The organism is Kitasatospora sp. NPDC050543 (assembly GCF_044457565.1).
GTDB lineage: Bacteria > Actinomycetota > Actinomycetes > Streptomycetales > Streptomycetaceae > Kitasatospora.
Genome location: NZ_JBITGZ010000024.1, coordinates 90,189 through 110,694 on the forward strand (window position 1 = coordinate 90,189; position 20,506 = coordinate 110,694).

Annotated in this window: 20 protein-coding genes and 2 pseudogenes; 9 read left to right on the top strand and 13 right to left on the bottom strand. The window is 70.5% G+C overall.

The window, feature by feature from the left end; genetic code table 11:
- Positions 1 to 98: 98 nt before the first annotated feature.
- Both ACIBH3_RS26070 and ACIBH3_RS26075 read left to right on the top strand, forming a co-directional pair.
- Entirely contained in the window at positions 99 to 242 is a 144-nt protein-coding gene (locus ACIBH3_RS26070) for a hypothetical protein (protein ID WP_396314505.1), read from the top strand.
- A gap of 424 nt (positions 243 to 666) precedes the next feature.
- Complete coding sequence (locus ACIBH3_RS26075) at positions 667 to 1,611, top strand: TAXI family TRAP transporter solute-binding subunit (RefSeq protein WP_396314506.1); 945 nt, start codon at positions 667 to 669, stop codon at positions 1,609 to 1,611.
- Here the strand turns inward: ACIBH3_RS26075 and ACIBH3_RS26080 are convergent.
- From ACIBH3_RS26080 to ACIBH3_RS26090, 3 genes are read right to left on the bottom strand one after another with little or no spacing between them, the layout of a single operon-like run.
- Positions 1,602 to 2,942 (bottom strand): sensor histidine kinase, encoded by a 1,341-nt coding sequence (locus ACIBH3_RS26080; RefSeq protein WP_396314507.1) that lies wholly within the window; start codon positions 2,940 to 2,942, stop codon positions 1,602 to 1,604. The two genes, ACIBH3_RS26075 and ACIBH3_RS26080, sit on opposite strands and share 10 nt — an antisense overlap.
- Positions 2,942 to 3,604 (bottom strand): response regulator transcription factor, encoded by a 663-nt coding sequence (locus ACIBH3_RS26085; protein ID WP_396314508.1) that lies wholly within the window; start codon positions 3,602 to 3,604, stop codon positions 2,942 to 2,944. The genes ACIBH3_RS26080 and ACIBH3_RS26085 overlap by 1 nt, the downstream gene beginning before the upstream one ends.
- 9 nt (positions 3,605 to 3,613) lie before the next feature.
- On the bottom strand, positions 3,614 to 4,942 hold the full coding sequence (locus ACIBH3_RS26090; RefSeq protein ID WP_396314509.1) for an MFS transporter: 1,329 nt from the start codon (positions 4,940 to 4,942) through the stop codon (positions 3,614 to 3,616).
- Between the two features lie 156 nt (positions 4,943 to 5,098).
- Here ACIBH3_RS26090 and ACIBH3_RS26095 point away from each other — a divergent pair, with 156 nt between their 5' ends.
- On the top strand, positions 5,099 to 5,230 hold the full coding sequence (locus ACIBH3_RS26095) for a hypothetical protein (protein ID WP_396314510.1): 132 nt from the start codon (positions 5,099 to 5,101) through the stop codon (positions 5,228 to 5,230).
- Between the two features lie 185 nt (positions 5,231 to 5,415).
- Here the strand turns inward: ACIBH3_RS26095 and ACIBH3_RS26100 are convergent, their stop codons facing one another.
- The 5 genes from ACIBH3_RS26100 to ACIBH3_RS26120 all read right to left on the bottom strand — a co-directional run bounded on the left by ACIBH3_RS26100 (position 5,416) and on the right by ACIBH3_RS26120 (position 9,733).
- Positions 5,416 to 6,111: an alpha/beta hydrolase gene (locus ACIBH3_RS26100; protein WP_396314511.1), complete on the bottom strand. Its 696-nt coding sequence runs from the start codon at positions 6,109 to 6,111 to the stop codon at positions 5,416 to 5,418.
- A 299-nt stretch (positions 6,112 to 6,410) separates the two neighbouring features.
- Entirely contained in the window at positions 6,411 to 7,352 is a 942-nt protein-coding gene (locus ACIBH3_RS26105; protein ID WP_396314512.1) for an amino acid ABC transporter permease, read from the bottom strand.
- The gene (locus ACIBH3_RS26110; RefSeq protein WP_396314513.1) at positions 7,349 to 8,014 is read right to left on the bottom strand and encodes an amino acid ABC transporter permease; all 666 of its coding nucleotides are present in this window, start codon (positions 8,012 to 8,014) and stop codon (positions 7,349 to 7,351) included. The genes ACIBH3_RS26105 and ACIBH3_RS26110 overlap by 4 nt, the downstream gene beginning before the upstream one ends.
- 77 nt (positions 8,015 to 8,091) lie before the next feature.
- The gene (locus ACIBH3_RS26115; RefSeq protein WP_396314514.1) at positions 8,092 to 8,937 is read right to left on the bottom strand and encodes a glutamate ABC transporter substrate-binding protein; all 846 of its coding nucleotides are present in this window, start codon (positions 8,935 to 8,937) and stop codon (positions 8,092 to 8,094) included.
- A 31-nt stretch (positions 8,938 to 8,968) separates the two neighbouring features.
- Positions 8,969 to 9,733, bottom strand: coding sequence for an amino acid ABC transporter ATP-binding protein (locus ACIBH3_RS26120; RefSeq protein WP_396314515.1), 765 nt, complete (start codon positions 9,731 to 9,733; stop codon positions 8,969 to 8,971).
- Positions 9,734 to 10,035: 302 nt separating this feature from the next.
- On the opposite strand from ACIBH3_RS26120, the pseudogene ACIBH3_RS26125 reads away from it, so the two are divergent.
- Together ACIBH3_RS26125 and ACIBH3_RS26130 are read left to right on the top strand one after the other, a co-directional pair.
- Positions 10,036 to 10,409: pseudogene (locus ACIBH3_RS26125) on the top strand (glycosyltransferase); the annotation flags it as partial.
- Between the two features lie 57 nt (positions 10,410 to 10,466).
- A complete protein-coding gene (locus ACIBH3_RS26130; protein ID WP_396314516.1) occupies positions 10,467 to 10,838 on the top strand; it encodes a GNAT family N-acetyltransferase in 372 nt (123 codons plus the stop codon).
- A 106-nt stretch (positions 10,839 to 10,944) separates the two neighbouring features.
- On the opposite strand, the gene ACIBH3_RS26135 is transcribed toward ACIBH3_RS26130, so the two are convergent.
- Positions 10,945 to 11,811 (bottom strand): hypothetical protein, encoded by an 867-nt coding sequence (locus tag ACIBH3_RS26135; protein ID WP_396314517.1) that lies wholly within the window; start codon positions 11,809 to 11,811, stop codon positions 10,945 to 10,947.
- Between the two features lie 229 nt (positions 11,812 to 12,040).
- Between ACIBH3_RS26135 and ACIBH3_RS26140 the strand changes: the two genes are divergently transcribed.
- The gene (locus tag ACIBH3_RS26140; RefSeq protein WP_396314518.1) at positions 12,041 to 13,729 is read left to right on the top strand and encodes a protein kinase; all 1,689 of its coding nucleotides are present in this window, start codon (positions 12,041 to 12,043) and stop codon (positions 13,727 to 13,729) included.
- A gap of 390 nt (positions 13,730 to 14,119) precedes the next feature.
- Here the strand turns inward: ACIBH3_RS26140 and ACIBH3_RS26145 are convergent, their stop codons facing one another.
- A complete protein-coding gene (locus ACIBH3_RS26145) occupies positions 14,120 to 14,548 on the bottom strand; it encodes a potassium channel family protein (RefSeq protein ID WP_396314519.1) in 429 nt (142 codons plus the stop codon).
- A gap of 116 nt (positions 14,549 to 14,664) precedes the next feature.
- Between ACIBH3_RS26145 and ACIBH3_RS26150 the strand changes: the two are divergent.
- A pseudogene (locus ACIBH3_RS26150) lies at positions 14,665 to 14,961 on the top strand (transposase); the annotation flags it as partial.
- Between the two features lie 38 nt (positions 14,962 to 14,999).
- On the opposite strand, the gene ACIBH3_RS26155 reads toward ACIBH3_RS26150, so the two are convergent.
- Together ACIBH3_RS26155 and ACIBH3_RS26160 are read right to left on the bottom strand one after the other, a co-directional pair.
- The gene (locus ACIBH3_RS26155; protein ID WP_396314520.1) at positions 15,000 to 15,737 is read right to left on the bottom strand and encodes a peptidase inhibitor family I36 protein; all 738 of its coding nucleotides are present in this window, start codon (positions 15,735 to 15,737) and stop codon (positions 15,000 to 15,002) included.
- 270 nt (positions 15,738 to 16,007) lie between these two features.
- Entirely contained in the window at positions 16,008 to 16,601 is a 594-nt protein-coding gene (locus ACIBH3_RS26160) for an isochorismatase family protein (RefSeq protein WP_396314521.1), read from the bottom strand.
- Between the two features lie 1,186 nt (positions 16,602 to 17,787).
- Here ACIBH3_RS26160 and ACIBH3_RS26165 point away from each other — a divergent pair.
- Together ACIBH3_RS26165 and ACIBH3_RS26170 are read left to right on the top strand one after the other, a co-directional pair.
- Positions 17,788 to 18,465: a hypothetical protein gene (locus ACIBH3_RS26165; protein ID WP_396314522.1), complete on the top strand. Its 678-nt coding sequence runs from the start codon at positions 17,788 to 17,790 to the stop codon at positions 18,463 to 18,465.
- Between the two features lie 101 nt (positions 18,466 to 18,566).
- Positions 18,567 to 20,114, top strand: a complete 1,548-nt coding sequence (locus ACIBH3_RS26170) for a Na+/H+ antiporter (RefSeq protein WP_396314523.1) — start codon at positions 18,567 to 18,569, stop codon at positions 20,112 to 20,114.
- A gap of 192 nt (positions 20,115 to 20,306) precedes the next feature.
- Here the strand turns inward: ACIBH3_RS26170 and ACIBH3_RS26175 are convergent, their stop codons facing one another.
- Positions 20,307 to 20,444, bottom strand: coding sequence for a hypothetical protein (locus tag ACIBH3_RS26175; protein WP_396314524.1), 138 nt, complete (start codon positions 20,442 to 20,444; stop codon positions 20,307 to 20,309).
- Between the last annotated feature and the right edge of the window lie 62 nt (positions 20,445 to 20,506).

Genomic DNA, 20,506 nt, shown 5'->3' on the forward strand with positions numbered 1-20,506 from the left:
CCGACGCGGCACGTGGGGGTGTGCGTGCCGTGCAGAGCCTCTCAACACTTCGTGCGGCCAGGCGTGCAGGGTCGTGCCCCTTGGCGTGGTGAGTGGTCGTGTGCCAACGGTCGGGGGATCTGCAGCATGACCGCCCGTACCTGCTCGCCGTCGCCGAGGGCGGCACCCAGTACCCGATCCTCCACGACACCCCCGAGCAGGCCGCGCACACCGTCATCAAGGCGTACCTGGCGCGGGTGTGACCGGCGGCTGTGGCGACAAGGCTGGCCAAGGCCGCAACCGGGCGGGTCGCCTCCTCGAACTCATCCGTAGCTGGGACATGCTGCGCGTCGCGGGGCGGTGGGCGGCGAGGGCCTGTCCGGCGCCTCGGCCGGACTGGATATCCTGGCTGGATGGTTGTCGCGGGAGACGCACGTTGTCCAGTGGTGGGCGTGATCGGCGACGGGCGGATTGAGACCGGCTCTGGCCTCGGTCGGCTCGGGCCCACCAGCCAGGAAGCGGGCCGGCGCCCGCACCTCGCCGTCGACGCGCCGGACGTGGTGCGCTCGCCCAGCGGACAGAACGGTGTCCACGCCGAGGTGATTGCCCTGGAGGGGACAAGAAGCTCCGCACCAGGGTGTCCGGACACAACTTCGTCGGGTTTCCGTGGCTGACCGGCTCTGCCGGATGCCCAGCGTCTCGCGCCGCGCGTTCCTGGCGTTGAGCGTGGCAGCACCGGGCGCGGTGGCCGGCTGCTCGGCCTCCGAGCCGCGCGGCGCGCTGCGGCTGGCCGCCGGGCCGGAGGGCGGGCCGTACGAGACCTTCGGCCGACGGCTCGCCGACGAGATCCACCGGACCCACCCCGGCCTGAGCGTTCAGGTGCTGAGCACGGCGGCGAGCGTGCAGAACCTGCGGCTGATCGGGGAGGGCAGGGCCGAGCTGGGGCTCACCCTGGCAGACAGCGCGGCGGACGCGATCGCCGGTCGGGCCGCCTTTCCCCGCCCCGTCCCGGCCGCCGCGATCGCCCGGCTCTACCTCAACTACCTGCACCTGGTGGTGCCGGCCGGCTCACCCGTGCTGACGTCAAGCCAGTTGACGGGCCGTACGGTCTCGCTCGGCGCAGCGGAGTCGGGCACCTCGGTGATGGCTGAGCGGGTGCTGGCCGCGGCCGGGGTGAGCGGCATCGCGGCGCGGCAGCTGGGATTGCCGGAGTCGGTGGCGGCGCTGCGGGCCGGGCAGCTGGACGCGTTCTTCTGGTCGGGCGGTGTCCCGACCTCGGCGATCGCGCGGCTGGCCGAGCAGACCCCGATCCGGCTGGTGCCCCTGGACGCCCAGGAACCGGTGCTGCGCCGCGCGTACGGGCCGGTGTACGAGAGCGTCTCGATCCCGGCCGGGGCGTACGGCAGGGCCGGGCCGACACCGACCGTCGGCACGCCGAGCTATCTGGTCTGCGCTGCCGCGTTGGACGCGGGTACCGTCCGGGCGGTGACGGAGGTGCTGTTCCGCCGCCGGGACAGCCTCCAGGTGCCGGACGCACCGGGCAGCCGGCTGGACGAGCGGTACGCGGTCTCCACCGGCACCGTGCCCCTGCACCCCGGTGCGGCCGGGTACTACCGCGCTGTCTACGGCTGACCTGGCTCTTCGCGCCGGCCGAGGCGCAGTTCGACCACCAGTCCGTGCGGCTCGTTCGGCAGCAGCGCGAGGGTGCCCCCGCAGGCCCGGGCCAGCTCGGCGGCGATCGCCAGGCCGAGCCCGCTGCCCGGCACGTTCCCCTGGTCCGCGGCGCGCCAGAACCGGCCGAGCGCGGCTGCCCGGCCGGCCTCGTCCAGCCCCGGACCGTCATCGGCGACCCGGAGCACCCGGTCGGCGAGCGAGACCCTCACCCGGCCGCCGGCCGGTACGAACTTCGCCGCGTTGTCGAGCGCGATGTCGGCGATCCGCGCCACGGCGGCAGGCAGCGGGGAGTGGTCGGCGATCTCCATGGTGAGCGTCAGGCCCTTGGCGGCGTAGAGCTCCTGCCAGCCGGCGAGCCGGGCCGGCAGGCCGCCGGCCGCCACGCTCTCGGGCAGGCCCGCGTCCGCCTCCACCCGGGCGAGCGTCAGCAGATCCTCCAGCAGGGCGGCGAGCCGGTCGAGTTCGGCCAGCGCCTCGTCGTACTCGGCCTGGCCCTCGGCGGTCAGGTGCGGTTCCAGGTTCTCCAGGCGCAGTGAGAGCACGGTCAGCGGTGTGCGCAGCTCGTGCGAGGCGTCGGCGACGAAGGCCCGCTGGCGGTCCAGCGCGGCCGAGATGGTGTCCGCCATGGCGTTGAAGCGTTCCTCCAGGCGGCGCAGCTCCACCGGACCGCGCACTGTGCCGATCCTGGCCTCCAGCCGCCCCTCGGCGATTGCCCGGGTCGTGTGGTCCAGCTCGCCGACCGGACGCAGGATCCAGCGCGTCAGCCGCTGGGCGGCCAGCAGCGAGCAGCCCAGCGCCGCCACCGAGCCCAGCGCGAGCGCGCCCCAGACCTCGCCGATCGCGCGGCGGGCCGAGGCGGTGGAGACCCGCAGCACGACGACCCCGGAGACCTGGTCGTCCCGCCCGGCCGGCTCGGCGACCAGCACGGAGGAGGGCCCGAACGGGGTGAGCAGCGTCAGCGCCTCCGTGGTGCGGCCGGACCGGGCCCGCCGGCCCGATGCGGTGTCCCCGATGCCGCCGCCCGCCACTGCGGTGCCGTCCCGGTCGCGGATCTCCACGGCCGTCCCGTACAGCTCCGCGTACCGGGACACCTCCAGCGCCAGGCCGGAGGCGTCGCCGTCCCGGATCGCCTGGTCGGTGAGCTCGGCGAAGCGGGTGGCGTCCGCCCGGCGGGCGAGCAGCAACTGCCCGGTCCGGTGCGAGGAGTACGCGAGCGCCAGGGGCACCGCCAGCGCAGCCACCAGGCAGGCGATCAGCAGCGTGTAGACGACCAGCAGCCGGCGCTGCATCAGCCCAGGGCCAGTCGGTAGCCGGTCGCCCGGAGCGTCTCGACCAACTGCGGGCGGCCGGTCTTGGCGCGAATGCCGGCGATGTGCACGTCGAGCGAGCGGGAGGCGGAGAGCAGGGTGTTGCCCCAGATCTCGTCGAGGATCTCCTCCCGGCTGCGCACCACGCCCGGCTCCCGGGCCAGCAGCGCGAGCACGTCGAACTCCCGACGGGTCAGGGTGAGAGGCTCGCCGGCCACGGTGACCCGTCGGGTCTCCAGGTCGATCCGGGTGTCGCCGACCTCGACCACGCGGCTGGCGGCCGCCAGCGGCCGGGTGCCGCGCCGCCTCACGGCGTCCATCCGAGCGGCCAGTTCGGCCGTCCGGAAGGGCTTGACCAGGTAGTCGTCGGCCCCGGAGCGCAGGCCGCGCAGCACATCGCGCTCCTCCGTGCGGGCCGTCAACACGATCACCGGCACGGTGGAGACCCGGCGCAGCCGGCGCAGGGCCTCCAGGCCGTCCATGTCGGGCAGCCCCAGGTCGAGCAGGATGAACTCGGCGGTGTCCTTGAGCCGCAGCAGGTCGTCCGCCCGCCCGACCCGGACCACCAGGTGGCCGTGCCGGGCGAGCGCCGGGATCAGGGCGTGCGCGAGCCGATCATCGTCTTCGACCAGCAGTACCCGCATGCCCCGAGTCTAGGCGGCGACGGTTGCCCCGACGCCGGCGGCAGGCTGGTCGGCCGCCGACAGCTCGGTGCTCCTGGTCTCCCGCATCGTGAGGTAGACCGCCAGCGAGACGGCCGCGAGGCCGGAGACGTACCAGTAGTAGCCGGACTCGTGCCCCGCGTCCTTGAACCACAGCGCCACGTACTCGGCCGTGCCGCCGAACAGCGCGGTGGCCAGCGCGTACGGGAGCGCCACGCCGAGCGCCCGGATCTGGGTGGGGAACAGCTCGGCCTTCACCACGGCGTTGATCGAGGTGTACCCGGTGACGATGACCAGGGCGGCCACCGCCAGCAGCAGCGCGCCGCCGAAGCCGCCGGTGTGGGAGAGCGTGGTCATCAGCGGCACCGTGCCGAAGGTGGCCCCGATGCCGAAGGCGACCAGCAGCGGACGACGCCCGATCCGGTCGGACAGCGCGCCGGCCAGCGGCTGGAGCAGCATGAAGACCGTCAGCGCACAGAAGCTGACCAGCGCCGCGTCGTTCTTGCTGAGGCCGACGGTGTTCGAAAGGTACTTGGTCAGGTAGGTGGTGTAGGTGTAGTACGCCACCGTGCCGCCCATGGTCAGCGCCATGACCAGCGCGAACTCCCGCTTGTGCTGGAGCAGTCGGCGCAGCGTGCCGCGCTCGGCCGGGCTGTCGGTCTCGGCCTCGGTGTAGGCCTCGGTCTCGACCAGGTTCCGCCGCAGCCAGAAGATCACGGCGGCCCCGACGGAGCCCACGACGAACGGGATCCGCCAGCCGTACGCGTGCAGGTCGGCCGACGACATCGTGTGCTGCAGCACGATCTGCAGGCCGAGGCCGATCAGCTGACCCAGTGTCATCGACACGTACTGGAAGCTCGCCACGAAGCCGCGCCGGCCCGGGGCGGAGGCCTCGGTCAGGTACGTGGCGCTGGCCGCGTACTCGCCGCCGACCGACAGCCCCTGGAGCAGCCGGGCAACCAGCAGTACGCCGGCTCCGGCGTACCCGACCTGCTCGTAGGTTGGGGCGACGGTGATCAGCACAGCGCTCACCGACATCAGCGTCACGGTCAGCGTGAGCGCCGCCTTCCGGCCCCGCCGGTCGGCGTAGCGGCCGAGCAGCCAGCCGCCGACCGGGCGCATGAAGAAACCGACGGCGAAGATCCCCGCGGTGTTCAGCAGCTGGGCGGTCGGGTTGCCGTGCGGGAAGAACGCCCCGGCGAAGTAGGTGGCGAAGCTCGCGTAGACGAACCAGTCGTACCACTCGACCAGATTGCCGATCGAGCCGCCGACCACGGCCTTCCAAGGCGTCCTTGACGTGGAAGGGATGGCTGAAGTCATGGGGGGAGACCTCCTGGATGCGCGGCCGACGGACGGGTGAGGCGCGGCCGTGGATCGCAGCCTCCACCACGTGGCGTGGGCCGGGACAGGGCCTCAGCGGAGAGCTAACGTCTGGTTAACACAACGGTCCGGTCACGGCCGGGAGAGGACAGGGGTGTGGTGCGGGCCGTGTACGGGCCGCAGTGGGCCGACTACCAGGCCCACCAGCGCCCCGCCCTGCGGGCGCTCGGTGGCCTGCTGGCCCAGTTCGCCACCGAGCCGGCCACGGTCGAGGGGCGGATCAAGTGAGCCGTCGATTCCTTCGTCTGCACGCTGGCCGGCGAGCTCGCTCTGATCGGGCCGGCTGCCCGGGCGGCCTCGCGCTCTCCGAGCTCCCCAGATACTTCAACGACCAACGATCTGAGGAATGGGGGCAGGGGTGGGGAGAAATCCCGGTTCTGGCCGCGATTCCGTGAATGATCTTGTCTCTGCCGTCACAGGCTCAGCAGCAGGTCCCGGACGGCGGCGGGCTGGGACAGGAACGGGTGGTGGCCTGCGTCGAGCTCGACGATGCTGCCGGCCCGGCGGGCGAACTCGTGCTGCAGCCGCGGCGGGGTGCCCCGGTCCTGAGCGCAGACGAGGTACGTCGAGGGCACCTGCTGCCATGCGGCCGCCCCGACCGGCTGCCCGGTCACCCGCACGCTCTGCCGGGCGAGGTGGTCCGCCGCCTGCGTATGGACCTCGGGGTCGCAGTCCTGCAGGAACGTGTCCACGAGCAGGTCGGGGCGGACCTCGAAGGTGCCGGCGTCGGGGTCGACGTCGAGGAAGGGGGCGGGGCTGCCGTCCCCGAACTCCGACAGGCTCTGCCCGGCCTCGGGCAGGTAGCTGGAGACCAGCAGCAGGTGGCGCACCGCCCCGATTCCCGCAGCCGCTTCCGCGGTGACGATACCGCCGTAGCTGTGGGCTACCACGACGGTCGGCTCGTCGCCGGCCTGCAGTACCTGCCGCACCGCGGCGACATCCTCCGGCAGCCCCGGACCGCCGACGCCGCCGGGCAGGCCCGCCTCGCCGCAGCTCGGTAGCGCCGGGGCCACGCTCGGCACCCCTCGTTCCTGCAGCAGTTCGGCGGTGCGGTGCCACCACCACGACCCGTCCCGCACACACGCCCCATGCACGAACACGACCCGCATCGCCACCTCCACGTCGGCCTTGGCTGCCTTCGATCAACGGTAGACGTACAGTACCCGTCGGGGGATAACGGGGTTGTCGCCGCTCGTTCGCCTGCCTTGCAATCCCGCAGCCGCTCGGGCGTTGATCTGATCATCTGTTCTTCCCACTTCGCTGGGCTCGCTTTCGCTTCGTTTCGATTCGGCGAAGCGAGGTCGAGTGGGAGGGAATTCGTTGCGCTCTTCGATTGGTTCGACGGCCGCTGGGGGCCAGCTGGAGCTGGTCGCCCGAGCGGGTGGCTGTCGGCCGTCGCGGCTGGTCGTCATTTGTCGGAGGTGCCGCCCGCTCCGCCGAGATCGTCGTGGCTCACGTGCTCACCCGGTGTCGCCAGCTCATCGACCGTGTTCGCGCCGACCACCGCGCCGGTGGACCTCTTGCCGCGTCGCAGCCGGCCTTCCAACCAGCTCGCGAAGGATGTGAGCGCGAAGTTCAGCACGACGAAGATCACTGCGATGACGGTGAAGCTGGCGATGGTGTTCGCGCCGTAGTTCGCGCTCATCGGGCGGACCGATGCCAGCAGCTCGGAGAAGCCGAGCAGTGCGCCGCCCAGCGCGGTGTCCTTCACGATGACCACCAGCTGGCTGACGATCGCCGGCAGCATCGCGGTGACCGACTGCGGCAGCAGCACGTAGCGCATGACCTGGTTCTTGCGCATGCCGATCGCCTTGGCAGCGTCGCTCTGGCCCTTCGGGAGGGACAGGATTCCGGCTCGTACGATCTCCGCGAGCACGGAGGCGTTGTAGAGGACGAGACCGGTGACCACGGCGTACAGCGGCCGGCTGTCGGGGCTGACATCGGTGAACTCGGAGTACGCCGCGTTCGCGAAGAGCATCAGGATCAGCACCGGGATGGCGCGGAAGAACTCCACGACAGTACCGGCCGCACCCCGCACCCACCAATGATCGGAGAGCCGGGCGATACCGAACAGCGCTCCGAGCGGCAGCGCGATGATCATGGCGAGCGAGGCGGCGATGAGCGTGTTCTTGAGCCCAGGCAGGAGGTACGTCTCCCAGGCGCGAGAGTCAGTGAAGAAGGGCCGCCACTTGACCCATTCGAGCTGGTTCTTGTCAGCGAGGCTCTGGGCCACCCACCAGATCAGGAGGGCGACGGCAACCACGAACAGCGCCGTGAACAGCACGTTGCGCCGTTTGGCGCGCGGCCCCGGGACGTCGTAAAGGCGGGACGAAGAACTCGAGGAGCTCATCGCTTTACCGACACCTTCTTGCTCACCCAGCCGAGGAACAGCCCGGTCGGAAGGGTGAGGCAGATGAATCCGAACGCGAAGATGGCGGAGATGAGGATGAGCTGAGCCTCGTTCTCGATCATTTCCCGCATCAGCGCCGCGGCCTCGGCGACACCGATCGCGGCGGCCACGGTCGTGTTCTTGGTCAGGGCGATCAGCACGTTCGCCAGCGGACCCACCACGGAACGGAAGGCCTGCGGAAGGACGACGAGCCTCAGCACCTGGGAGAAGCTCAGGCCGATGGCACGCGCCGCCTCCGTCTGGCCGACGGGCACCGTGTTGATGCCGGACCGCAGCGCCTCGCACACGAACGCCGAGGTGTAGGCGATCAGACCGAGCACGGCGAGCCGGAAGTTGATCGTCGTGAAGTTGTCGGCGCCGAGGGTGACGCCGAGCGTCTGGAACAGGCCCAGCGACGTGAAGACGATGATCACGGTGAGGGGGATGTTCCGGACCACGTTGACATAGGAGGTACCGAAGCCACGCATCAGTGGCACCGGGCTGACGCGCATGGCAGCCAGCACGGTTCCCCAGATCAGGGCGCCGATGGCGGAGTAGAAGGTGAGCTGCACCGTCACCCAGAAGGCCCCGAGCAGGTTGTAACCCTCAAGAAAGTCGAACACGGTTTCCCGGCCTTCCGCGCTGAGTGACGGGCCGAGGCACGCCGTTTCGTGGGCGGCGCGCCGTGGGTCACCCGCTTTCAGCTGACGACGACGCCGATCTGCGGTGCGGGCTCGTTCTTGTAGTTGGCCGGGCCGAAGTTCTTCTTGATGGCTGCGTCCCAGGAGCCGTCCTTGACCATCTTCTCCAGGGCGGTGTTGATCTGCGCCTTGAGCTCGCTGCCCTTCTGAACGCCGATGCCGTAGTTCTCGTTGCTCATCTTGAAGCCGCCGAGTTTGAACTTGCCCTTGAACTCGGGCTGCGCGGCGTAACCTGCGAGGATCGAGTCATCGGTGGTCAGGGCGTCGATGACCTTGTTCTCCAGGCCGGTCAGGCACTCCGAGTAGCCGCCGTACTCCTGCAGTTGGGCGTTCGGCGCGATCCTCGTCTTGACGTTCTGCGCCGAGGTGGAGCCGGTGACGGAGCAGAGCTTCTTGTTGTTCAGGTCCTCGGGCTTCGTGATGGAGTCGTCGTCCGCCCGGATCAGGACGTCCTGGTGCGCCAGGAGGTAGGGGCCGGCGAAGTCGACCTTCTCCGAGCGCGCGGGGGTGATCGAGTACGAGGCGGCGATGAAGTCGACGTCGCCGCGCTGGAGCAGCGTCTCGCGGTCGGCGCTTTTGGCTTCCTTCCACTCGATGTCGCCGGGATCATGGCCGAGCTCCTTGGCGACGTATGTGGCCACGTCGACGTCGAAGCCCGTGTACTTGCCGTCCGGGGTCTTCAGGCCGATGCCCGGCTGGTCGAACTTGATACCGACGGTGATCTTCTTCCCGGCGCTGCTCGTGCCACCGCTGCTGGTGCCACCGCCGTCGGATCCGCAGCCTACGGCGGTCAGCGACAGCACGAGCGCAGCGGCGGCCGCGACGGTGACCTTGCGAGGTTTCATGGTGATCATCCCTAGTGCTCATGAGTCCCGGTCAGTGGTGAAGGATCTTCGAAAGGAAGTCCTTGGCCCGATCGCTGCGCGGGTTGCTGAAGAACTGTTCTGGCGTTGTCTCCTCCACGATCCTGCCATCCGCCATGAACACCACGCGGTTGGCGGCCGAACGGGCGAATCCCATCTCGTGGGTGACGACGACCATGGTCATTCCTTCACGGGCAAGTTGCTGCATCACCTCCAGCACCTCGTTGATCATCTCGGGGTCGAGCGCAGAGGTCGGCTCGTCGAAGAGCATGATCTTCGGCTCCATGGCCAGGGCTCTGGCGATCGCGACGCGCTGCTGTTGGCCACCGGAGAGCTGCGCAGGGTACTTGTCCGCTTGGGAGGCGACACCCACCCGGTCGAGCAGCTGTCGCGCCCGCTGCTCGGCGGCCTTCCTGTCCGCCTTGCGGACCTTGACCTGGCCGAGCGTCACGTTGTGCAGCACGGTCTTGTGTGCGAAGAGGTTGAAGGACTGGAAGACCATGCCCACATCGGCCCGTAGGGCGGCCAGCTCGCGGCCTTCGGCGGGCAAGGGCTTGCCGTCGATGGTGATCTCGCCGGAATCGATGGTCTCCAGGCGGTTGATGGCGCGGCAAAGCGTGGACTTCCCACCCCCGGACGGCCCGATGACCACGACAACCTCGCCACGGGCGATGGTCAGGTCGATGTCCTGGAGGACATGGAGCTCGCCGAAGTGCTTGTTGACTTTGCGCAGTACGACCAGATCGCCCGTGGCCTGGGTGGGAATGTCCTTGGTCATGGTTGCTCCGCTCATCGGCTTCATAGTCCGTCCTCGGAAAGGAAGCCGCACGCCGACAGCGGTGGTCTGTGCTAGGTGGCCCGGACCGCCAGATGGTGATCATGAGTTTCAGACCGCCGCCCGTTGTGGCAGCCGTCTCCGAGCCAGCCGCTGACATGCCCGTCCCGGCCGACGACCAAGCCCGGCTGCTGCCCGTAGAGCGGGCCCGCTCCTGGAGCCGCCCGCTGGCGCCCGGCACGCCCGGCCGGCCGGGCTCGGTCCGAGTGCAGGTGGACCACGATCTCAAACGGACAGGTCCTGGCCGCTCCACACTCTTCGTCGTCGGCGAGGTCAACCACCAGGCACTGTTCGGCCGGGTGGCCGCCGTCGTGCACCACGGCGGTGCGGGCACCACGACGACGGCCCCCTGGGCCGGCGCGCCCCAGGTGCTGGTACCCCAGGGGGCGGACCAGCCGTACTTCGCCGGCCGAGTGGCCGACCTGGGCATCGGCGCGGCACACGACGGCCCGACCCCGACCATCGAGTCCCTGTCCGTCGCGCTCAAGGCGGCCCTCACCCCGAGACCCGGGCACGGGCAACCGCCGTCACCGGCACCTTCCGCACCGACGGGGCGACGGTGGCCGCGAACCTGCTGCTCGACGCCGTCAGCCGGGAGAGGCCGCCAGTGTCCGCGTGAACCACGCGGAATGATCGAGCCAGGGGCGGTGCAGCTCGGCGCGCGGGGCTGCACCTGGTGGTGCTTCACACCGGCCCGGCCCCCGCCGACGGCGGCCGCACGATCGAGGACATCGACCTGGACGCGATCCGAGAGCCGCGCTCCGCGCACTGGCGCGCTCTAGTACCGGAGGCCAGTGACGAGGTGGCCGCCTGGGCAGACCTCTATCTCGAACCTGCCCTCGGCATCGCCCAGATCGAAGACCTGATGACCGTCGAGGCACACCTGCGACGCGGTCACGCCGACGCCGTCCTTGCCACCGCGCTGCGCCGGGCGGTGGACGCCGACTGCGGCACGCGCTTCCTCACCGCCGACGACTGGCCGCGCCACTGGTACGAACGCAGGGGCTTCGCCGTCATCGGGCGCTCCCACGGCTTCGAGCGCACCTGACCTCAGGGGCGGCCGTCCGGCGCGGGAGCCCCCGGAACCTGGCGGGCATGCCGCCGACGGCTTGGCCTGATCGGGGTCCGGTCCTCGATGAGCTTGGTTGATGGGTCTACACAACTGCTTCCTGGCCTTCGACGATGGAGGTCAGGCCATCGAGGAGTGCCTTGAGGCCGAATTCGAAGAGAGCATCGAGACGCAGGTCGTAGCCGTCCTCGAAAGCTCCGAGCACCTTGGTGAAGGTCGGGAAGCGGCCGGATTCCGGCAGGATGACTTCCTCACGGTCCTGCAGGTCAATCTGGCGCGTGCGCTCAACGGTCAGGGCAGGCACCGCGAGGCGCTCGCGGCTGTCGAGGCAGCACATGCCCAGAGCCTGCGGCAGGGACTGCCGGGCAGGGACCGCAGCGCGATCCGGCTCGTCGCCGCCGCGGCCCTGCTGCATGCGGGCAGGGCGGCCCAGGCGCAGGGTGCTGCGGAGCACTGCCTCGCACGCCTGCACGGAACGCGGGCGACCGGCCCGGACGGGAGCGGGCCCATCCCTCGGCGACGTCGACCAGGCCTCGGCGAGGAACCAGTCCTCAATGTGCGGGCGAAGCAGGGCGAACGCCTCATCACCCCGACCGTGCCGGGCGAGCAGACGCGCGAAGAACTCCAGCGCGGATCGTTCCCCATCCTCCGCACACGTGCGGGCCAGCGCGATCGCTCCTCGGCCCTCCCCCCACCTCTCCAGCAGCTCGGCCGTGGTCTCGGCCGCCCTCCACCGACCCGTGGCGACGTACGGGGCGAGTACCTCCAACGCCTCGCGCTGCCGGCCCTGCCCTCCGAGCAGCCGCGCCCACTCCCACGCGCACAACCACTCCCCGCGGCGGGCCTGGAACTCGATCTCCTCGGCGTGGCCGAGTTCGAGAAGTCGGGAGACAAGGTGTGGGGATATGCAACCGGAGAGCATCCGGGCCCGGCGCGTGCCCCGTCTGTACACGGGTTCTCCTGGCCGGGCTGCGGGCTGTCGGAGGTGGACGATGCCGCCGCGCCGGCCGGCGCGTGGCCAGTGCTGTCTGCGGGGCGCCGCGCCGGGCGCGCACGGTAACAACATTGAGATCTCCCCGGAAATTGGCGTCCGAGCCCCCGGCGGCCGAGAATCTCGGGAGATCACCCGCTGCGGACGGATGCCTGCGGCGGGCGGGAAGAAGACGAGAAGAGGTGCCCAGGTGGGCGAGGACCGGTTGATCGCCGGCCGGTACCGGCTGCTGGAGCGGATCGGCAGTGGCGGCATGGGAACCGTGTGGCGGGCCGAGGACGAGCTGCTGGGCCGAGACGTGGCCGTGAAGGAGCTGAAGGCCCGCCAGGACCTGTCGCCCGAGGAGACCGCGACCCTGCTGGAGCGGACCCGCCGCGAGGCCCGCAGCGCCGCGCGGATCAGCCATCGCAACGTCGTGGTGGTGCACGACGTCGTGGAGCACGAGGGGCTCCCCTGCGTGGTGATGGAGTACGTCCCCTCCCGCACCCTCGGCGCGGTCCTCGCCGAGAACGGACCGTTGCCCGCGGCGGACGCCGCCCGGATCGGGCGTGAGATCCTGGCCGGGCTGCGGGCCGCCCACGCCGCCGGCGTCGTGCACCGCGACGTCAAACCCGGCAACGTCCTGCTCGCGCTAAAGGGCCGGGTCGTGCTGACGGACTTCGGCATCGCCAGCATCGCGGGCACCTCCACCCTGACCAGAACCGGCGAACTGGTGGGATCCGTCGACTACCTGGCGCCGGAGCTGATCCGCGGCGGCACCCCCAGCCCCGCCTCCGACCTGTGGGCACTGGGCGTCACCATGTACCAGGCCGTGGAGGGGCTGCCGCCGTTCCGCAGAGCGACCGCGGTCGAAACGGCCATGGCGATCGCCGCCGACCCGCCGGCCCCGCCGCTGCGCGCTGGCGCACTCGCCCCGCTCATCGGGTCGCTGCTGGAGAAGGAGCCGCACGGGCGACCGTCCGCCGAACAGGCCCGGCTGATGCTCGACGACACCGCGACATGGCAGGCGAAGCCGGTCGATGGGGCTGAGCACACCCACGGTCCGGGCCCGGCTGTCAGGGGCGGGGGAGCCCCCGTTCAGGCTGCGAAGCGGCCCGCGGCCGGTGGTGACGTGCACAGCGTGACGCAGCCACCCGGGACACGTGTCACTCCCGGCGCCCCCGCCGGGGAGCACCTGCCCGCCACACCCGCAGCCCGCCCCGTAATGCGGTGGACCCGCCAGCAAACCGGACTGCGCTGGAGCGTCGCCGCCGCGGTGGTAACAGCCACCGCAATCGTCGGCGTCCTCGTCCTGGACCCCGGCCTCCACCCGCGAAGACACGAGGCACAGGCCGAACCGGTGCAGTCCCCGGCAGGCGCGACCAGCACGCCGTCCGCGAGCCCGGCTGAGTCGTCCCCGGCCGTCCCGGGCGGCACCGGCCCGGTGGCCGTTCCCGCCGGGTCCAGCATCCGCCGGGACCCGGCCGGCTTCTCGCTGGCCGTCCCCGACGGCTGGGTGCGCAGCACCGACGCCTCCGGCCGGGTCTTCTACCTCTCGCCGGACCACGCCTTCCGGATCGGCGTCCACCCCACCACCCCGAGCGGTCAGGGCGTGCTGGCCGACCTCCAGAAGCAGGACGCCGCCGGCCCGCGGACCAACCCCGGCTACCGCGGCGGCAGCGTCCAGCCCACGGTCTTCCACGGCACCGCCGACGCCGCCCTGTGGCTGTGGACCTGGAACGGCTACCCGGAGGACGGCTTCGGTGCCCGGCGCGTGCAGGACATCTCCTGGACCGAGCAGGGCCGCAGCTACGACTTCTGGGTCTCCGCGCCGACCGGCCGGCTCGATGAGGCCGATCACTACTTCCAGGTCGTGTCGGCCACCTTCCGGATCGGCTGAGGCCCGGTCGCCTCTGCGGCTACCGGCCTCTGTGCGCCCGCTGCAGCTCGGAGATGTCGAACTTCGTCATCGACGCCATAGCCTGTTTCGCCGCCGGTCCGGGCCGGCCAGCGGGACTGGTCGTTCTCGAGGCGGTGGTCACCGCCTCGGGCGGGTCCCGCCCATAGTTGGGCGCCTGTCCTCGATCCACTGAGCATCCGTCAGGTAGTGGTGGTCGTGACCCTCTGCCACGTGTCGGTTGAACATCGGGTGCCCCGCTTCGACGTGCTACCGCATCCAAAGCTCGATCGTCACGCACGCTGACTGGCAGGCGCGGCCTTCTTCCTCGGCGTTCTGGTGTCCCGGTCCCGGCTGCCGCGTCAAGCGCGCCTGCGCCATCACACGCGGCGTTCAGGGGTGGATCCGCCGGGCGGGCTGTGCGCCGTCGGCGTATCCCGGCTGGCGACGATGGCTGACCGCGCCCAGGATGATCTTGATGGCGAGTCCTAGGATGACGAGATCAGCGAGCATCTGCCCGGTGACCACGAGCCGTGCCGCCCCGGTCTTGGGCGTGATGTCGCCGAACCCGACGGTCGACAACACAGTGACGGTGAAGTACAGCCCGTCGGTGTGCGTCAGCTGCCCGTCGAAGTTGCTGGCCGACATCGTGGCCATGACGACGTACGTGCTGGCGAACAACAGCAGGAACAGCGGAACGCTGGTGGTCAGGGGGGCGTTGACCCCGGATGTTGGACACGGGGTTATGCGGCTTGGGCGAGTGTAGTTGATGTTGTGTTGAGTGCGGCCTCCGGCCGAGGAAATCGAGGCGGTCGCTGCCACGCTCAACAGCCGACCCCGCAAGAGCCTCGGTTGGAAGACACCCGCCGAAGCCCTCAACGAGCACCTACTATCGATCCAACAAGCCGGTGTTGCAACGACCGGTTGAATCCGCCCAATACACCTCCCAGGCCTTCGCCGAGGCCTGCCGCCAGTCGGGCGTAACCCAGTCCATGAGCGCCGTGGGCAGCAGCGCCGACAACGCGCTCGCGGAGAGTTTCAACGCGACCTGCAAACGCGAGACGCTCCAGGGACGAAAGGGCTGGTCCAGTGAGCGCGAAGCCCGGCTCGAACTCTTCCGCTGGCTCCACCGCTACAACATCGTCCGCCGCCACTCCCGACTCGGACAACGCAGCCCCATCGCCTACGAGGCCGCACTCAACACAACATCAACTGCACTCGCCCAAGCCGCATAACCCCGTGTCCAGCATCCGGGGTCAACGCCCGTGTGCGCCTAGCCCAGTTGCTGGGCGTTCAGGCTCGTGAGGTGTTCCTGGGCGGGGCTTTCCTTCGCGTAGAGCACCTGGATGTCGATGGCGAGGTCGGTGCCGGGGTCGATGGTGTGTCCGCCGCCCGCCGGGGAGCCCAGCAGGACGCTACCGTCGGTGCCGTCCCGCAGGATCTGGCCCCAGAAGACGTCGGTGAAGCCCTTGGACAGGGAGGTCTCCTCGGGCAGGTCACCGAAGCCGAGGGCCCACTTCACGACGCGCGTCTCTGCCGCACGCACCGTGATCCGGTAGGAGTAGATCCACTTCTGGGTCTCCCAGTCCTGCCACTTGCTCAGGAAGGCCTGCTCGACGATCAGGTTCCCGAGGAAGGGAGCCGCCAGCGCCGACTGCGGCTGGTCGTTCCAGGTGCCGTTCGGACTGTCGGCCATGGCGATCCGCCGCAGGTCCGCGAGCGAGGACCTGCGGTCCACCGGCAGCGATTGCCCGCGCTGGTCGGCGGCCGAGAAGAGCGCGTTGTCCTCATCGGTGCGGTTGACGACGCTGCTCACCCCGTCGCCGCTGTGGTCGAAGCCGTACACGGAGAAGTCGTTGACGTGTGTGCCCGCCGGAATGGCCAGGATCTTGTCACCGACACCCGGCCTCTGGCCGATGTTGAAGTTGGTGGCGCGGTAGAGGCAGAAGCTTCCCTCGGGGCACGCCTCTTCTCCCTGGCCGTAGATCAACTGCGCGTTCTCGTCGCTCACGGTGTCTGCCTTCCTGTTGACGACTGGTGGGCCCGCCCAGGAGCGGCCGGACCCCTACATCCGCTGAAGCCCTTCGGGTTGTGGCGTATCGGGAGCCGGCTGGAGCGGCGCCCGGCGACCCGAGGCGAGGCCACGGAAACCAGTGGATACTCTGAGTGACTGTACCACCGCTATTCGTAGTCGAACGGTTTCGAGTCCCGTGGTCATTTCGCTCCCGATTGGCCCGTTCCAACCGCTCAGGCGTGCAGGTTTGGTCGCCGTGGGTGCGGTTCAGTCGAGGACGACGGGGTGGCCGGTGAGGCGAACGCCGGCCTGGCGTAGTTCGTTCAGGGCCGCGGTGGTGGTGTCGGTGGCGACGCCCGCGGTGTAGTCGAGCAGGACGCGGACGGTGAAGCCGGCTCGTGCGCCGTCCAGTGCGGTGGCCTTGACGCAGTGGTCGGTGGCGATGCCGACGACGTCGACACGGGTGACGTCCCGGGCATGCAGCCACTCGGCGAGCGGCGTGCCGGTTGCGGTGGAGCCTTCGAAGCCGCTCTTGGAGGCGGAACGCGCGCCTTTGTAGAAGACCTCGTCGACGGCCGAGGACACGGCGGTGGGGGCGAAGTGAGGATGGAACTCGCTGCCGTCGCTGCCGACGACGCAGTGTACGGGGAAGGAGCTGCGGAAGTCCGGGTGGTCGGAGAAGTGACCGCCGGGGTCGATGTGGTGGTCGCGGGTGGCGACGATGTGCTCGTACTTGTTGCCAGCGGTGCGACGGGCGAGGTCGGCAATGGCGCGGGCCCGGTCGGCTCCGCCCTTGACCGGGACGCTGCCGCCCTCGCAGAAGTCCTTTTGCACGTCGACGACGATCAGCGCGCGGCGCATGGCGTAACCCTTCCCGACGGAACCTCGTGTCCCTGATCCGTACCCCCTCGGTGACAGGATGATCGCGTTCTGGCACGGTTCACCCGGCCGCTGACTGAACAGCGCGCGGCGGCGTCGGCCGAGTGCGTCCGCCCGGGTGCGGAGAACGGCGCCCGGTTCGCGCCCGGCACCACCGTGGTCCGCCGCGACGTCCACGCCAGGCGGGTGTGGAGCGCGATGCCGCAACGAGTCGTCGACGACAACGCGACGTGCTGACGCGGGCCTACTGGCCAGGCATCGAAAGCCTCGCCCCCACCACCTGGAATCACCGCGCTGCGCACCGGCGACGACGCCACGCGCAATCGGGGCCCGGACGGCCTGGTGGTCGGCACCTGGACGCCGGGTCGCAACCGAGGCACAGGGCGGCGGCTCCTGGTGGCGCCGCTCTGACCTGGGCGAGCCGTTGCCGAGTGAACCTTGGAGCGAGTCCGTGCACCACACCTGTTGCACCGGCTATGGGCGTCCTGACCGCTTCTGAGCTGCGTGGACTCGAACCGCACGCTCGTGGCGCTCCGGAGAATCTGTGGCGACTGGGATCCTAGCGAGAGGGCCGTTCCGCAGTCGGTGGTCGAGCGGATGGAGCGCTACGGCAACGGTGACCTCGACTTCTGGCAGATCGCCATCGCTGCCGACGATGTCCGCTCCGGTCGGCTCACCACCCACGACGCCAACCCGGCCGACGCTTGTACTCCGCCGGGAACGTCCGCCGCTTCGGGCGGGGCGCCGGGTCCTGCTCGGGCTCGTTGGTGCCGGGCATGCCGGGGTCTACTCCTGTCTCGCCCATCCAGACTAACCCGACATACCGGGCGTCTCGGTCGAGACTGTCAGAGAGGGTCCTGCTCGTCGGACTCTTGGCCTTGGGCCTGGTTGGCACTCCTGCCGCTGCCCATGCCCGGACTCTGGACACCACCCTCTCGCCATCGCAGAAGGCCGGCCAGGACGGCGATCGCGATGCGACAGCGATGACGTATCGGCGGGCATGTGATCCGTCACCCGATCCGGACCGGGCGTCCTGCCTGGCCCTGGTCCGCACAGACCTCCCCGCGGTGCTGCACCTGCCGCCGCACACGCCGAGCCGGGCGGCTACGGCCCCGATCACATCCGAAGCGCCTACGACCTGCCCCACCACGCCGGCCGGGGACGGACGGTGGCCATCGCCGTCGCATTCGACGATCCCAGTGCCGAAAGCGACCTGGCGGTCTACCGCGCCCAGTTCCACCTGCCGCCGTGCACCACCGCCAACGGATGCTTCCGCAAGATCAACCAAGACGGTGGCACGACACCACCCCCGAACGCCGATCCAGGCTGGGCGCTGGAGACGGCTCTGGACACCGACGCCGTCAGCGCCGCCTGCCCGGACTGCCACATCCTGCTCGTCGAGGCCGACAACGGCATGTCCGTCAACCTGCTCACCGCGGTGGACCAAGCCCGGCTCCAAGGCGCCAAGTACATCTCCATGAGCTGGGGCGCCCCAGAGTTCCCCGCCGAGACGATCTTCGATCAGTTGTACTTCAACCACCCCGGCATCGCCTACGTGGCCGGCACGGGCGATACCGGCTACCCCAACCTGATCTGGCCCGGCGCCTCCCGATTCGTCACGGCCGTCGGCGGGACCGTGCTCAACCGCGAACGGCCGGAGGAGGAACCGCACTCGGATCCAAGTCGAAGGCGCCGCGGCTGGACCGAAACCGGCGTCGGGCGTCGACATTGCCGACCTTGCGTGGCGCTTCGGCCCTGCCCTCCGCCTTTGCAGCGGCCAGGGCCAAGGGAGGGATGCTCTTGGCGCCGGCCTCCCGGCTCGGTCTCGGCGGTGCTAAGGAATTGATAAGATATGCCTCGGTGTGCCGGGAAGTCTGGTCGGCTCGGGGGATGACTGCGGCGATCGGGCGGCGGCGACCCCGTTCGTCGTGATGGGGTCTTTCGCAGATGCGCGCCGTGGGGATCGTTCTCTTCCTGGTGGTTCTAGCCACCGCTGTGGCCACGTTCGCCCGGCGCTGGCGGGTACCCGCCCCCTCGCTGCTGGTCCTGGCCGGTCTCGGGGTGGCGCTGATACCTGGCGTGCCCGCGCTGCGCATCCCGCCGCAGGCGATCGCGCTGATCGTGCTTCCCCCGCTGCTGTACGCCTCCGCCGAGGAGCTGTCGCTGCGCGACCTGCGCACGGTCTGGAAGCCGGTCACGATCCTGGCCTTCGGCCTGGTCTTCGCCTCGGCGGCCGCGGTGACCTTCGTGGCGGTGGCGGTCACCGGGTTGCCGCCCGCGATGGCGTTCGTGCTGGGTGCCGTGCTCGCCTCCACCGACCCGGTGGCGGTCACCGCGCTCGGGCGCCGGCTGGCGCTGCCGGGGCGGGTCCAGGTTCTGGTGCAGGCGGAGAGCCTGTTCAACGACGCCACCTCGCTGGTGCTGTTCAAGGTCGCCGTCGGCTTCGCCGTATCCACTGGGGCGGTGGTGAGCCTGCCCGCGGCCGGTGGGGAGTTCCTGCTGCTCGGGGTGGGCGGCAGCGTGATCGGCGCGGCGGTCGCGGGCGTGGTGTGGCTGATCCGCCGCCGCACCACGGACCCGGTGCTGGAGACCGTGATCGCCCTGGTCACCCCGTACGCCGCCTATGTGGTGGCGGAGGCCGGCCACACTTCCGGAATCACCTCGGTCGTCGTGGCTGGCGTGCTGCTCGGCCGGGGTGGCCACCGCCTCACGGACGCCCACATCCGCCTGCAGCTGCACGCCGTCTACGCGGTGGTGGTGTTCATCCTGGAGAGCGTGGTGTTCAGCATCGTCGGCCTGGAGCTGCCCGCGCGGGTGCGGGATCTGCCTGCGGGCAGCGGCTGGTGGCCGGTGCAGGCCCTGGCCCTGGCCGCCGTGCTGATCGCCGTCCGAGTGTTCTCGACGCTGCCGCTGACCCGGGCGGTCAAGCCCTCCCCGGGCCGGATGTCCTGGCGGGTGGCTGGGGTGGTGACCTGGGCCGGGACCCGCGGCGTGATGCCGCTGGCCGCCGCCCTGTCGATCCCGCTCGTCGCGAGCAACGGCACCGCGCTGGCCGGGCGCCCGCTGGTGCTCGTGCTGACCACGGCGGTCGTGGTGTTCACCCTGGTCGTCCAGGGCCTGAGCCTGGCGGTGGTGGTCAACCGCTCCGGCCTCGCGCTGGAGCCCGAGCACACCGCCCGCGAGGAGGCCCAGGCCCGAGACGCCCTCAACCGTGCCGCGCTGACGCACATCGATGACCTGGAGTCCTTGGAGGCGATGCCCGAGGCCGTGATCGACCGGGTCCGGCGCGGGCTTGACGCCCGTCTCGACCGCAGCGTCGACGGCCCGGACGGCAGCACAGTGGACGCCGCGTACCGTGAGCTTCGGCACGAGGTGATCGCCATCCAGGGAAACGAACTGCGCCGCCTGTACGACGAGCACCGGATCAGCGACGCCACCCGCAGGAGCCTGCAGCACGATCTCGACCGGGAGGAAGCCGCACTCGGCACGCGGTGAGCCCGTGCCCCGGCCGGGGCCGATGGGCACGGCCGGGGTCTCAGGCGCTCTTCACCGGCCGGGACAGGACATCCATCGCTCGGCCGGCCTGGTTGGCAAGGGTGATTGCGATGAGCAGCGCCTGCCGGGTGGGCACGCTCTCGGGCGTGGGGTCGAGCATGAACCGGCCGATGTAGCGGCCGTGGCCACACCTCACGGGGTGTCGTCGCTGTGCGCGAGCAGCCGGTCCAGGCTCAGGGCTCGCAGCGACGCCCGGGTGCGGGGGTTGGCGCGGTGGACGGTGACCGCGGCGGCGTGGGCCTGGGCGGAGACGGCGAGCGGGACGAGCACCGCGCTGGCGAGGGACGGGCCCAGTTCGCCCAGGCCCGGTCCGGCACGGTGCCTCCGACAGC

What these genes read in the sequence shown, in the direction of transcription:
- ACIBH3_RS26080 (WP_396314507.1), bottom strand. Translation starts at nt 2,942, where the DNA reads ATGCAGCGCCGGCTGCTGGTCGTCTACACGCTGCTGATCGCCTGCCTG.
- ACIBH3_RS26075 (WP_396314506.1), top strand. Translation starts at nt 667, where the DNA reads ATGCCCAGCGTCTCGCGCCGCGCGTTCCTGGCGTTGAGCGTGGCAGCA.
- ACIBH3_RS26170 (WP_396314523.1), top strand. Translation starts at nt 18,567, where the DNA reads ATGCGCGCCGTGGGGATCGTTCTCTTCCTGGTGGTTCTAGCCACCGCT.
- ACIBH3_RS26085 (WP_396314508.1), bottom strand. Translation starts at nt 3,604, where the DNA reads ATGCGGGTACTGCTGGTCGAAGACGATGATCGGCTCGCGCACGCCCTG.
- ACIBH3_RS26160 (WP_396314521.1), bottom strand. Translation starts at nt 16,601, where the DNA reads ATGCGCCGCGCGCTGATCGTCGTCGACGTGCAAAAGGACTTCTGCGAG.
- ACIBH3_RS26105 (WP_396314512.1), bottom strand. Translation starts at nt 7,352, where the DNA reads ATGAGCTCCTCGAGTTCTTCGTCCCGCCTTTACGACGTCCCGGGGCCG.
- ACIBH3_RS26115 (WP_396314514.1), bottom strand. Translation starts at nt 8,937, where the DNA reads ATGAAACCTCGCAAGGTCACCGTCGCGGCCGCCGCTGCGCTCGTGCTG.
- ACIBH3_RS26090 (WP_396314509.1), bottom strand. Translation starts at nt 4,942, where the DNA reads ATGACTTCAGCCATCCCTTCCACGTCAAGGACGCCTTGGAAGGCCGTG.
- ACIBH3_RS26120 (WP_396314515.1), bottom strand. Translation starts at nt 9,733, where the DNA reads ATGACCAAGGACATTCCCACCCAGGCCACGGGCGATCTGGTCGTACTG.
- ACIBH3_RS26100 (WP_396314511.1), bottom strand. Translation starts at nt 6,111, where the DNA reads ATGCGGGTCGTGTTCGTGCATGGGGCGTGTGTGCGGGACGGGTCGTGG.